At 75.7% G+C, this 12,241-nt stretch carries 12 protein-coding genes and 1 tRNA gene; 11 read left to right on the top strand and 2 right to left on the bottom strand.

What is annotated here, in order from left to right:
* Nucleotides 1-18: 18 nt before the first annotated feature.
* Nucleotides 19-91 (top strand) — tRNA-Thr (locus D0Z06_RS05945).
* A 747-nt stretch (nt 92-838) separates the two neighbouring features.
* Here D0Z06_RS05945 and D0Z06_RS05935 read toward each other — a convergent pair.
* Entirely contained in the window at nt 839-1,333 is a 495-nt protein-coding gene (locus tag D0Z06_RS05935; protein ID WP_117376461.1) for an inorganic diphosphatase, read from the bottom strand.
* Between the two features lie 20 nt (nt 1,334-1,353).
* Between D0Z06_RS05935 and dacB the strand changes: the two genes are divergently transcribed.
* The 10 genes from dacB (at nt 1,354) to D0Z06_RS05885 (ending at nt 10,828) form a co-directional block, all read left to right on the top strand.
* Nucleotides 1,354-2,811 carry a D-alanyl-D-alanine carboxypeptidase/D-alanyl-D-alanine endopeptidase gene (dacB, locus tag D0Z06_RS05930; RefSeq protein ID WP_233517481.1) on the top strand — a complete coding sequence of 486 codons (1,458 nt, stop codon included), beginning with the start codon at nt 1,354-1,356 and terminating at the stop codon, nt 2,809-2,811.
* 73 nt (nt 2,812-2,884) lie between these two features.
* Nucleotides 2,885-3,970 (top strand): zinc-dependent metalloprotease, encoded by a 1,086-nt coding sequence (locus tag D0Z06_RS05925; RefSeq protein ID WP_199522156.1) that lies wholly within the window; start codon nt 2,885-2,887, stop codon nt 3,968-3,970.
* Nucleotides 3,971-3,991: 21 nt separating this feature from the next.
* Entirely contained in the window at nt 3,992-5,032 is a 1,041-nt protein-coding gene (gene tilS, locus D0Z06_RS05920) for a tRNA lysidine(34) synthetase TilS (RefSeq protein WP_117376459.1), read from the top strand.
* Nucleotides 5,025-5,600, top strand: a complete 576-nt coding sequence (gene hpt / locus D0Z06_RS05915; RefSeq protein WP_117376458.1) for a hypoxanthine phosphoribosyltransferase — start codon at nt 5,025-5,027, stop codon at nt 5,598-5,600. The genes tilS and hpt overlap by 8 nt, the downstream gene beginning before the upstream one ends.
* 301 nt (nt 5,601-5,901) lie before the next feature.
* Nucleotides 5,902-7,896 (top strand): ATP-dependent zinc metalloprotease FtsH, encoded by a 1,995-nt coding sequence (gene ftsH, locus D0Z06_RS05910; RefSeq protein WP_117376457.1) that lies wholly within the window; start codon nt 5,902-5,904, stop codon nt 7,894-7,896.
* A 61-nt stretch (nt 7,897-7,957) separates the two neighbouring features.
* Nucleotides 7,958-8,578, top strand: coding sequence for a GTP cyclohydrolase I FolE (gene folE / locus D0Z06_RS05905; RefSeq protein ID WP_117376456.1), 621 nt, complete (start codon nt 7,958-7,960; stop codon nt 8,576-8,578).
* Complete coding sequence (gene folP / locus D0Z06_RS05900) at nt 8,575-9,438, top strand: dihydropteroate synthase (protein WP_233517480.1); 864 nt, start codon at nt 8,575-8,577, stop codon at nt 9,436-9,438. The genes folE and folP overlap by 4 nt, the downstream gene beginning before the upstream one ends.
* Nucleotides 9,431-9,820, top strand: coding sequence for a dihydroneopterin aldolase (folB, locus tag D0Z06_RS05895; protein ID WP_117376455.1), 390 nt, complete (start codon nt 9,431-9,433; stop codon nt 9,818-9,820). The genes folP and folB overlap by 8 nt, the downstream gene beginning before the upstream one ends.
* Complete coding sequence (gene folK, locus D0Z06_RS05890; protein WP_117376454.1) at nt 9,817-10,323, top strand: 2-amino-4-hydroxy-6-hydroxymethyldihydropteridine diphosphokinase; 507 nt, start codon at nt 9,817-9,819, stop codon at nt 10,321-10,323. The genes folB and folK overlap by 4 nt, the downstream gene beginning before the upstream one ends.
* 22 nt (nt 10,324-10,345) lie before the next feature.
* The gene (locus tag D0Z06_RS05885) at nt 10,346-10,828 is read left to right on the top strand and encodes a DUF3180 domain-containing protein (RefSeq protein WP_233517479.1); all 483 of its coding nucleotides are present in this window, start codon (nt 10,346-10,348) and stop codon (nt 10,826-10,828) included.
* A 213-nt stretch (nt 10,829-11,041) separates the two neighbouring features.
* Here the strand turns inward: D0Z06_RS05885 and D0Z06_RS05880 are convergent, their stop codons facing one another.
* Nucleotides 11,042-12,241, bottom strand: coding sequence for an ABC transporter ATP-binding protein (locus tag D0Z06_RS05880; RefSeq protein WP_199522155.1), 1,200 nt, complete (start codon nt 12,239-12,241; stop codon nt 11,042-11,044).

Raw genomic sequence — 12,241 nt, 5'->3', positions numbered from 1 at the left:
GCTGTTGCCCGCACGCCCGCCGCCTTAGCTCAGTCGGTAGAGCATCTCACTCGTAATGAGAAGGTCGTCGGTTCGATTCCGACAGGCGGCTCAGCTTCCGTCAGGGGTTTCGTCCTTCTGGACGGAGTCACCGATGCGTCGTCAGGATGCTGTGATCCCACTCGAGCGGGTGGACGCGCCGCCGGAGAGCCCGATCCGGCCGGAGCGCGGCGTTGCCAGCCCTACGGTGTCGATCATGGGCGTGGCCAGGAGCGGGTGTGCCGAAGGCGCGTGGCGATCGTGAATCGGGCAGACCGGCGGCCCCCGTCCCTCTGGCTAGCGCTCGGTCCTGCGCTGGCGACTCTGGGCATCGTGCTCTCCCTCTCTGACGGCGACCGCGATGAGCCGCTGTGGTTACCGCTCCTCCTCACCGTGTGCGGTGCGACCGTGGTCGTCGCCGTCGCAGTCATGTGGTGGCGGGGGCGGGGTAAGCCGCAGCCGCCGCCCCCCAGGAAGTCGACGAGCCGCTGGGCGGCCGGTCGGCCCGAGGAGCGATGGCACTAGCGAGTCCCTGGCCCCTGGTCCTCCACAGCGGGGTTCCGTGACGACCTTGCAGCCCTGACCCCGAACGGGCACCAGCGCCTCCGGCTTCCTGCCCGCGGTCCTGCCCGACGCGCGGGGCTGACCCGACCCGCGGGGTCGGGACGGCGACGGCGGTGCCCCCGGGATCCGGGGACACCGCCGTCGGCGTCCGTCGTGCGCTCTGCTGCCCGCTCGAGAGGGCCGGCCGGCGCTCCTGAAGGCCCCGTCCAGGGCACCGCCCTGAGCCTGCGAAGGGTGGGGAGGACGGGGTCCTCTTTCAGTGGTGGGCGGCGCCTTCCTGGGCGCGGGCGAGGGAGGCCTCGATCTCGGCCTCGGCGTCGGCGCGGCCGACCCACTCGGCGCCCTCGACCGACTTGCCGGGCTCGAGGTCCTTGTAGGTCTCGAAGAAGTGCTGGATCTCGAGCCGGTCGAACTCCGACACGTCGCCGATGTCGGTGAGGTGGGCCATCCGCGGGTCGGTCGCCGGCACGCAGAGGACCTTGTCGTCACCGCCCTTCTCGTCGGTCATCCGGAACATGCCGATGGCCCGGCAGGTGATCAGGCACCCGGGGAAGGTCGGCTCCTCGAGCAGCACCAGGGCATCGAGCGGGTCGCCGTCCATGCCCAGGGTGTTCTCGATGTAGCCGTAGTCCGCCGGGTAGCGGGTGGAGGTGAACAGCATCCGGTCCAGGCGGATGCGTCCGGTGGCGTGGTCCAGCTCGTACTTGTTCCGCTGGCCCTTCGGGATCTCGATCGTCACGTCGAACTGCACGGCACGTAGTGTGGCCCACCGTGGCTGCGCCCTCCCCGGCGGAGTCACTCCTGGGGGTGGGCACCATCGCGCCGAGCGGGCCGGCGACCGTCACGCCGCGGTACTCGAGGTTCCGCCGCCGGGTCACGCTGGGGGGGCTGGCGGTGCTCGCCGTGGTCGCCCTGGTGGTGTTCCTGGTGGTCCCGTGGGGCACCCCGGGCGGCGGCGACGCCGGGCCCGCGGTCGCCGTCCCCGAGCTGCCGGAGGTGCCCGGGGCCGACCCGGTGCTCGCCGGCCTGACGCGGGAGGCGCCGGCCCCCGACCCGGCCGCGCTGGAGGCCGCGCTGGCCCCGCTGCTGTCGGCGCCGGCGCTCGGCCCCGGCGTGTCGGCCGCGGTCGTCGACGTCCTCACCGGGGAGGTGCTGCTCGACCGCGACGCCACCGACCCGGTCACCCCGGCCTCCACCGCGAAGCTGCTGACCGCCGCGGCCGCGCTGACCACCCTCGGCCCCGACGCCACCCTGGAGACGCGGGTGGTGGCCGGGGCCGCGCCCGGGGAGGTGGTGCTCGTCGGCGGCGGCGACTCCACCCTCTCGCGCACCGACCCCTCCCTGACCTACCCCGGCGCGCCCACCGTCGCCGACCTCGCCGCCCAGGTGCAGGAGGCGCTGCCCCCGGGGACGCCGGTGACCCGCGTGGTCGTCGACAGCTCGCTGTTCGAGGGCCCGCTCACCGCGCCGGGGTGGGGTCCGGACGACGCGCCGTCGAGCTACGCGGCGCCGATCACCGCCACCGCCGTCGACGGCGCCCGGGTGCGGCCGGGCGAGACGGCGCGCAGCGGGCAGCCCGGGCTCGACGCCGGTGCCGCCCTGGCCGAGGCACTCGGCGTCCCCGGCGCCGCGGTCGTGCTCGGCGAGGCCCCCGCGGAGGGCGACACCCTCGCCACGGTGGAGTCCGCGCCGGTCGCCCGGCTGGTCGAGCAGTCGCTCTCCCTGTCGGACAACGTGCTCGCCGAGGCGCTCGCCCGGCACGTGGCCCTCGCGCGCGGCCTGCCCGCCACCTTCCAGGGTGCCGCGCAGGGGGTGACCGACGCGATCGAGGACGCCGGCTTCGACACCACCGGGCTCGAGCTGGCCGACGGCAGCGGGCTGGCCGCGGGCGACCGGGTGCCGGTCTCGCTGCTGGCCGACCTGCTCACCGCCGCCGCCGACGGCTCGGCGCCGGGCCTGTCCGCCCTGCTGCCCGGCCTGGCGGTCGCCGGCTACGACGGCACGCTGGCCGACCGGGGGGACGCCGACCCGGCCACCGCGCCCGGTGCGGTCCGGGCCAAGACCGGCACGCTGCTCGGGGTGCACGGCCTGGCCGGCACGGTCGTCACCGCCGACGGGCGGCCGCTGGTGTTCGCCGTGGTCGCCGACGACGCGCCCGGCGACGTGCTCGCCGCCGAGGCCGCCCTCGACGCGGTCGCGGCCGCGCTGGCCGCCTGCGGCTGCCGTTAGGCTCTCCTGCAGGGGTCCGCTGCGAGCTCGCGAGCAGTGGGGGGCAGGAGAGTCCTTTCTGTACGGTGAGGCGATGAGCAGCGCCTCCGCCATGGTCGACTGGGAGCTCGCCGGACGCACCGCCCGCCGCCTCGTCGGCCCCGGCCCCGAGACGACGCGGGAGGAGGCCACCGCCGTCGTCCGCGAGCTGCACGAGCAGGCCGCGGTCGCCGTCGCCCACGTCGAGGGGCTGACCGGGCTGTCCCCGGTGCCCGGGGGTCCGGTGCCCCAGGTCGCCGTGGTCGACCGGCCGGCCTGGGTGGACGCCAACACCGCGGGGATGCAGGCCCTGCTCGACCCGCTGGTCGACGCCCTCGCCGCCCGGCAGGAGACCCGGCCCGGCCCGCTGGCCACCGCCATCGGCTCCCGGGCCACCGGCGTCCAGGCCGGCGGCGTCCTCGCCTTCCTCAGCTCCCGCGTCCTCGGCCAGTACGAGGTGTTCGGCACCGGCGGCCGGCTCCTGCTGGTCGCCCCCAACATCGTCGACGCGGAGCGCAAGCTCGGCGTGGAGCCCTCGGACTTCCGGCTGTGGGTCTGCCTGCACGAGGTCACCCACCAGCTGCAGTTCACGGCCGTCCCGTGGCTGCGCGAGCACCTCGAGGCGCAGGTCGGCGAGTTCGTGGAGGCCACCGACCTGACCCCGGACGTGCTGCGCGACCGGCTGCGCGACGTGCTGCGCGGCGTCACCGACGCCATCCGCGGCGGCGAGGGCGGCGACGACTCCGGCCTCATGGCGCTGGTGCAGGACCCGCGCCAGCGTGAGGTCCTCGACCGGGTCACCGCGGTGATGAGCCTCGTCGAGGGGCACGCCGAGTACGTCATGGACGGCGTCGGCCCGGACGTCGTCCCGTCGGTGCGGACGCTGCGCAAGCGGTTCGCCCAGCGCCGCAAGGGCCGCGGCCCGCTGGACCGCGTGCTGCGCCGGCTGCTGGGTCTGGAGCAGAAGATGAAGCAGTACGCCGACGGCCGGCGTTTCGTCGGCGGTGTCGTCGACCTGGTCGGCATGGAGGGCCTCAACCGCGTGTGGGAGGGGCCGGCGAACCTGCCCCGCATCGAGGAGCTGACCGAGCCCGCGCGCTGGGTGGAGCGGGTGCACGGCCGCCCGGCCATCACCGCCTGAGCCCGGGGGGCGCCGACGAGCATGGCCGGTCCGCCGCGCGCGGTCGCGGTCCTGCGGTCCGCCGTCCGGGCCGGCCTGCGGGTCTCCCCGGCGCCGGTGCTGGCCGCCTGCAGCGGCGGCCCCGACTCGGTCGCCCTCGCCGCCGCGCTGGCCTTCGAGGCCCGGGCGGCCGGGGTCCGCGTGGGCGGGGTGACCGTCGACCACCGCCTGCAGCCCGGCTCGGCCGAGCGGGCCGCGGCCACCGCCGCCCTGCTGCGCGGGCTGGGCCTGGACCCGGTGCGGGTGCTCACCGCGACCGTGCCCGCGGCCGGCGGCCCCGAGGGCGCGGCCCGCGCGGCCCGGTCCGCCGCCCTGACCGCGGCGGCGGCGGAGCTCGGCGCCCGGGTCGCGCTCGGGCACACCCTCGACGACCAGGCCGAGACGGTGCTGCTGGGGCTCGGGCGCGGCTCGGGCCCGCGCAGCGTCGCCGGCATGGTCACCGTGCGGGTGGACCGCGGCGTCACCTGGTGGCGGCCGCTGCTCGGCGTGCGCCGCCGGACCACCCGCGCGGCCTGCGCCGACCAGGGGCTGCCGGTCTGGGACGACCCCTGGAACACCGACCCCGCCCTCACCCGCGCCCGCGTGCGCGGCGAGCTGCTGCCCCTGCTCGAGGAGGTGCTCGGCGGGGGAGTGGCGCCCGCGCTGGCCCGGACGGCGGCGATGCTGCGCGAGGACCTCGACGCCCTCGACGCACTGGCCGCCGCCGAGCTGGACCGGCTCGCGCCCGGGCCCCCGGGCGGCCCGCTGCCCGCCGTCCCCCTCGCCGCGCTGCCCGCCGCCCTGCGCCGCCGGGTGCTGCGCGGCTGGCTGCGCGCGGCGGGCGTGCCCGACCTGCAGGCGGTGCACCTCGCCGCCGTCGACGCCCTGGTCGGCGGGTGGCGGGGGCAGGGCGCGGTCGACCTGCCGGGCGGCGCCGGGGTCCGCCGGGCGTCTGGCAGTCTGGAGCTGCTGGCCCGCGGCCACCGCGGCCCCCGACCCGGGGCCACCCCCGACACCCCCGAGGAGCGTCCCAGGCGTGACTGAGTCCGGCGAGCTCGGCAACCACCACGGTTACGGCCCCGACATCGACCACGTGCTGCTCAGCGAGGAGCAGATCCAGGCGAAGATCGGCGAGCTGGCGGGGCAGGTCGCCGCCGACTACGCGGGCCGCGAGGTGCTGCTGGTCGGCGTCCTCAAGGGTGCGGTGCTGTTCATGAGCGACTTCGCCCGCGCGCTGCAGCTGCCCACCCAGATGGAGTTCATGGCCGTCTCCTCCTACGGGTCGGCGACCAGCTCCTCCGGTGTCGTCCGCATCCTCAAGGACCTCGACCGGGACATCAGCGACCGGCACGTGCTGGTCATCGAGGACATCATCGACTCGGGCCTGACCCTGTCGTGGCTGCTCAAGAACCTGGGCAGCCGGCGGCCGGCGTCGCTGGAGGTCTGCGCCCTGCTGCGCAAGCCCGAGGCGGTCAAGGTCGACGTCCCGGTGCGCTACGTCGGCTTCGACATCCCCAACGAGTTCGTCGTGGGCTACGGCCTGGACTACGCCGAGCGCTACCGCGACCTGCCCTACATCGCCACCCTCAGGCCCGCGGTCTACTCGACGTGAGCACGTGACCCGCCCGCCCGAGATGATCATGGTGGTCTGACCGGCCGGAGCGGCGTGCCGGCGCGTGTCGCAGGCAACAGGCCCATGATCACCGCGGATCTCCCCCGGTAGGGCGACCCACCCCTCCTCGCAGGTGTTGCGGGGTCCTCGCACAGGGTTCTGACAGCGGCCCCGGTGTACCGTCGAGCGCAACGACGCTGCGCCGGCGCCGGGGTGCCCGCCCGGGTCGCAGGGAGCGTCCCCCGGACGATCAGGAGGGTCGACGGGCGCGACCGGTCTCCCGGCAGCCCGGCATCGGTGTATGGAACGTAAGAAGATCTTCCGCTCCGTGTGGTTCTGGGTCGTCCTCGTCGTCCTGGTCGCCCTCGGGGTCTCGTCGCTCTTCGGTGGTGGCCGCGAGTACACGCAGGTCTCCACCGCGACGGCCCTCGAGCAGATCACCAGCGGCAACGTCGACTCGGTGACGATCAACGACAAGGAGCAGACGCTCGACCTCGACCTGGTGGACCCGGTCGAGGGCAGCGAGCGCATCACCGCCTCCTACCCGATCGGCGCGGCCGACGACGTCTTCGACCTGGTCTCCGGCCTGGACGGCGACGGCGAGGCCGTCGACTACGACACGAACGTCACGCAGGAGAGCGTGCTGGTCAGCATCCTGATCAGCTTCCTGCCGTTCGTGATCCTGCTGCTGCTGCTGTTCTGGCTGTTCAACTCGATGCAGGGCGGCGGCCGCGGGGTCATGGCCTTCGGCAAGTCCAAGGCCAAGACGGTCAGCAAGGACATGCCGAAGACCACGTTCGCCGACGTCGCGGGCGCCGACGAGGCGATCGAGGAGCTGCACGAGATCAAGGACTTCCTCGCCAACCCGGTCAAGTTCCAGGCCGTGGGCGCGAAGATCCCCAAGGGCGTGCTGCTGTTCGGCCCGCCCGGGACCGGCAAGACCCTGCTGGCCCGGGCCGTGGCCGGCGAGGCCGGCGTGCCCTTCTACTCGATCTCCGGGTCGGACTTCGTCGAGATGTTCGTCGGCGTCGGCGCCAGCCGGGTCCGGGACCTGTTCACCCAGGCCAAGGAGAACGCCCCGGCGATCATCTTCATCGACGAGATCGACGCCGTCGGCCGGCACCGCGGCGCGGGCATGGGCGGCGGCCACGACGAGCGGGAGCAGACGCTCAACCAGATGCTCGTCGAGATGGACGGCTTCGACGTCAAGGGCGGCGTCATCCTCATCGCCGCCACGAACCGGCCGGACATCCTCGACCCGGCGCTGCTGCGCCCCGGCCGCTTCGACCGGCAGATCGCCGTCGACCGGCCCGACCTCGGCGGCCGGAAGAGGATCCTCGAGGTGCACGCCAAGGGCAAGCCGCTCGCCCCGGACGTCGACCTGGGGACCGTCGCCCGCCGCACCCCCGGGTTCACCGGCGCCGACCTGGCCAACGTGCTCAACGAGGGCGCGCTGCTCACCGCCCGCCGCAGCGAGTCGCTCATCTCCGACGAGGTGCTCGAGGAGGCGATCGACCGCGTCATCGCCGGCCCGGAGCGCAAGACGCGGGCGATGAGCGAGAAGGAGAAGAAGGTCACCGCCTACCACGAGGGCGGGCACGCCCTCGTGGCGCACGCGCTGCCCAACCTGGACCCGGTGCACAAGGTGACGATCCTGCCGCGCGGCCGCTCGCTCGGGCACACGCTCGTCCTCCCGACCGAGGACAAGTACACCCAGACCCGATCGGAGATGATCGACACCCTGGCCTACGCGCTGGGCGGTCGGGCGGCCGAGGAGCTGGTGTTCCACGAGCCGACCACCGGCGCCGGCAACGACATCGAGAAGGCCACCGCGATGGCCCGCGCGATGGTGACCCAGTACGGCATGAGCGCCAAGCTGGGCGCGGTGAAGTACGGCAGCGGGGACGCCGAGCCGTTCATGGGGCGGGACATGCACACCCGGCCGGACTACTCCGACGCCGTGGCCGCCGACATCGACGCGGAGATCCGCGCGCTGATCGAGGCCGCGCACGACGAGGCGTGGGAGATCCTGGTGGAGCACCGGGGCGTCCTCGACCAGCTGGTGCTGGAGCTGATCGAGAAGGAGACCCTGTCCAAGGAGGACATGGCCCGCATCTGCGCACCGGTCACCAAACGGCCGTCGCTGGCGCCGTACAACGGCTTCGGCAAGCGCACGCCGTCGGACCAGCCGCCGGTGCTCACGCCGGCCGAGCGGGCCGCGCAGAACGGCAAGAGCCTGATCAAGGGGGACGACGCCGCGCCGGTGGGGGACGTCGGCGCGCCGGTGCAGAGGTGAGCGGTCCCGCCACCCCCGCCGCGCCACGACCGCGCCCGACCCGGGTCGACGAGGAGGACTCGTGAGCGAGGTGGCGGCCGAGCCCGACGACCTGCTGCCCGCCCCGCCGCGGCCCGGCGTCGACCACGAGCGCGCGGCCGCGGCGGTGCGGGAGCTCCTGCTCGCGGTGGGGGAGGACCCCGACCGCCCGGGCCTGCGCGACACCCCGGGCCGGGTGGCGCGGGCCTACGCGGAGACCTTCGCCGGGCTGTGGCAGGACCCCCAGGACGTCCTCGCGACCACCTTCGACGAGGACCACGACGAGATGGTCCTGGTCAAGGACATCCCGATGTACTCGACCTGCGAGCACCACCTGGTGCCCTTCCACGGGGTGGCCCACATCGGCTACATCCCCGGGGACGACGGCCGGGTGACCGGGCTGTCCAAGCTGGCCCGGCTGGTCGAGGTCTACGCCCGGCGCCCGCAGGTGCAGGAGCGGATGACCAGCCAGATCGCCGACGCCCTCGCCGAGGTCCTCAAGCCGCGGGGCGTGCTGGTGGTCATCCAGGCCGAGCACCTGTGCATGGCGATGCGCGGCATCCGCAAGCCGGGGTCCTCGACGGTCACCAGCGCCGTCCGCGGCATCTTCCGCGACAGCGCGGCCACCCGCGCCGAGGCGATGGGCCTCGTGCTGGGCCGGTGACGGTCTCCCCCCAGCTCCCGCGCCCCGGCCGCTGCGTGGTCATGGGGGTCCTGAACGTCACCCCGGACTCGTTCTCCGACGGCGGCTGCTTCGCCGACGCGCCCTCCGCGGTCGCCCACGGGCTGGCCATGCACGCCGCCGGGGCCGACTACGTCGACGTGGGCGGGGAGTCGACCCGGCCCGGCGCCGACCGGGTGGACGCCGACGAGGAGTGCCGGCGGGTGCTGCCCGTCGTCCGGGAGCTCGCCGCCGCCGGGGCGCGGGTGAGCGTCGACACCACCCGCGCCGAGGTCGCCGCGGCGGCCCTGGCGGCGGGTGCGGTGCTGGTCAACGACGTCAGCGGCGGACTGGCCGACGCCGGGATGGCCGCGCTGGTCGCCGACGCCGGCGTCCCGTGGGTGCTCATGCACTGGCGCGGGCACAGCCGGGAGATGTACGCCGCGGCGCGCTACGGCGACGTCGTCACCGAGGTCTGCGCCGAGCTCACCGCCCGCGTGGAGGACGTCGTCGCCGCCGGGGTGGACCCCGAGCAGCTCGTCCTCGACCCCGGGCTGGGTTTCGCCAAGCGCGCCGAGCACAACTGGGCGCTGCTGGCCGGCCTCGACCGGCTGGTGTCGCTGGGCCTGCCGGTGCTCGTCGGGGCCTCCCGCAAGACCTTCCTCGGCCGCCTGCTCGCCGACCCCGACGGCCCCCCGCGACCGGCCGAGCAGCGCGACGCTGCGACCCTGGCCACCACCGTCCTGGCCGCCGAGGCCGGCGCCTGGGGGGTGCGGGTGCACGACGCGGCCGCCTCGGTCGACGCCGTCCGCACCGTGGCGGCGGTGCAGGCCGCCCGCCGAGAGAGGAGCCCCCGTGGCTGAGCCGCCCGCCCGGCGCACCCCCGACCGCATCACCGTCCGGGGGATCAGCGCGCACGCCCACCACGGCGTCTACGACTGGGAGCGCGAGCGGGGGCAGACCTTCCGGGTCGACGCCGTCCTGGAGCTCGACACCGCCCCCGCCGCGGCCGGGGACGACCTGGCGCGGACGGTGAACTACGCGGAGCTGGCGCAGCGGCTGCACGGCGTCCTCACCGGGGAGCCGGTCGGCCTGCTGGAGACCCTCGCCCAGCGGCTGGCCGACGTCTGCCTCGCCGACCCGCTGGTCGACGCCGCGGAGATCACCGTGCACAAGCCCGACGCCGAGCTCGGCGTGCCCTTCGAGGACGTCACCGTCGCCATCCGCCGGGAACGCCCGGCATGAGCCGCGCCGTCCTGTCGCTCGGCGCCAACCTCGGCGACCGCGCCGCCGCGCTGCGCGCCGCGATCAGCGCCCTGCACGACGAGGGGGTGCTCGTGGCGCGGTCCACGCTGTACGAGACCCCGCCGTGGGGCCCGGTCGAGCAGCCGCCGTACCTCAACGCGGTCGCGGTGGTCCGCGGCGAGCGGGACGCCGCGGGCTGGCTGGCCCGGGCGCACGAGCTGGAGCAGGCGGCCGGGCGCACCCGGGACGTGCGGTGGGGCGCGCGCACGCTGGACGTCGACGTCGTCACCGTGACCGCGGACGACGGCAGCCCGGTGCTCTCCGACGACCCCGCGCTGACGCTGCCGCACCCGCGGGCCGCCGAGCGCGCGTTCGTGCTCGTGCCGTGGCTCGCCCTCGACCCGACCGCGGTGCTGCCCGGCTCGGGCCGGGTCGCCGACCTGGTGGCCGCCCTGCCGCCCGAGGAGGTCGCGGCGGTCGTGCGCTGGGAGCACCTGCAGTGAGCGGGGGCCGCCGGTGAGGCCGGTGCCGCGGCGCGACCTCGCCGTCCTCGCCGCCGGGCTGGCGCTGGCGACCTGGCTGGTGGTCCGCACCACCTACGGGAGCCTGCCGCCGCTGCGCTGGTGGATGGGGGTGCCGCTGGCCGTGCTCGCGGTGGCCGAGGTGCTCGGCACCCGCGCGCTGCGCGCGCGGCTGGCCGCCCAGCGGGACCGCCGCCCGCCCGGCGAGCGCACCGCACCCCCGCTGCGGCCGGTGGAGCCGATGCTCGTCGCCCGCCTGGCCGTCCTGGCCCAGGCCAGCGCCTACGTCGGCGCGGTCTTCGTCGGGATCTGGCTCGGGGTGCTGGCCCACGTGGCCCCCGCGGTCCCCCGGCTGGCGGCCGCCCGCGGCGACACCGTGGCCGCCGTGGTCGGCGTCGCCTGCGCCGCCGCGCTCGTGGCCGCCGCGCTGTGGCTGGAGTCGGCCTGCCGCGTCCCGCCCCGGACGGGGGACGAGGAGGGCCGCTGAGCGCATCGCCGGCCTACCGGCCGACCCCGCGGCCACGTGCCGTCCCCCTGCTGCGCGGAGCTCCTGCGGCCGCGTCGCGCGTCGGGGGACCCTCCGGGCCCCCGCTCCGCCCGACCCCGCGGCCACTCCCGGTCGGTGTCCCGGTACCGGCCGTTCCCGGGGGCGGGATGTCCGGCAGGAGGACGACGACGCCGGGCCTCGACCCGCGGGCGGTCAGGCGAGGGAGGCGCCCGCGGTCTCCGGGATGGCGCCGTCCACCGACCGGCGCAGCGCGGCGTGCAGCGACTCCGGCGTGAGGACGCCGAGGAACCGGTCGCCGTCCAGCACCGCCACCCAGCCGGCCTCCAGCTGCAGCATGGTGGCGAAGGCGTCCTTGAGCGAGGCGTCGGCCGGCACCCACGCGTCCATCCGCCGGGCCCCCGCCTCCACGGTCCCGGGGCCCGCGGCCCGGTCGGCCGACAGCCAACCGTGCAGCGCGCCGCGGTCGTCGAGCACCACCGCCCACCGGGCGCCGGACCGGTCGAGCTCCGCGCGCGCGTCGGCGAGCCCGTCGGTCACCCGCACCACCGGGGGGTGCTCGAGGTCGGTGGGGTCGATCGGCGTCACCGCCAGCCGCTTGAGCCCGCGGTCGGCGCCGACGAAGTCGGCCACGAACGGGCTGGCCGGCGAGCCGAGGACCTCCGCCGGGGGGGCGAACTGCTCCACGTGACCCCCGTGGCTCATCACCGCGATGCGGTCGCCGAGCCGCACCGCCTCCTCGATGTCGTGGGTGACGAACACGATCGTCTTGCGCACCGTCTGCTGGAGGCGGAGGAACTCGCCCTGCAGCCGGTCCCGCACCACCGGGTCGACCGCGGAGAACGGCTCGTCCATCAGCAGGACGGCGGGGTCGGCGGCCAGCGCCCGGGCCACCCCGGCGCGCTGGCGCTGGCCGCCGGAGAGCTGGGCCGGGTAGCGGTCGCCGTGCACGGCCGGGTCCAGGCCCACCGTCGCCAGCAGCTCGTCGACCCGGGCCCGGGTCCGCGCCCGGTCCCAGCCGAGCAGCCGCGGGACGGTGCCGACGTTGGCGCGCACGGTCTGGTGGGGGAACAGGCCGACGTTCTGGATGACGTAGCCGATCCGCCGGCGCAGCCGGTCGGGGTCGACCCGGGTGACGTCCTCGCCGCCGAGGAGGATCCGGCCGGTCGTCGGCTCGATGATCCGGTTGATCATCTTCATGGTGGTGGTCTTGCCGCAGCCGGACGGCCCGACCAGCACCGACAGCTCCCCGGCGGCGAAGGTCAGGTCGAGCTCCGCGACGCCGACCGTCCCGTCGGCGTAGGTCTTGCTCACGCCCTCGAGCCGGATCTCCTCCGCCCCGCCACCCGCGGGCCTCGGCTTGGTCAGGGAGGGGGCGGCGGCAGTAGCGTCCAC

The sequence above is a fragment of the Geodermatophilus marinus genome, assembly GCF_003428645.1.
Classification (GTDB): domain Bacteria; phylum Actinomycetota; class Actinomycetes; order Mycobacteriales; family Geodermatophilaceae; genus Geodermatophilus.
The sequence above is the reverse complement of the archived record's forward strand: the minus strand, read 5'-3'. Positions and strand labels throughout refer to the sequence as shown.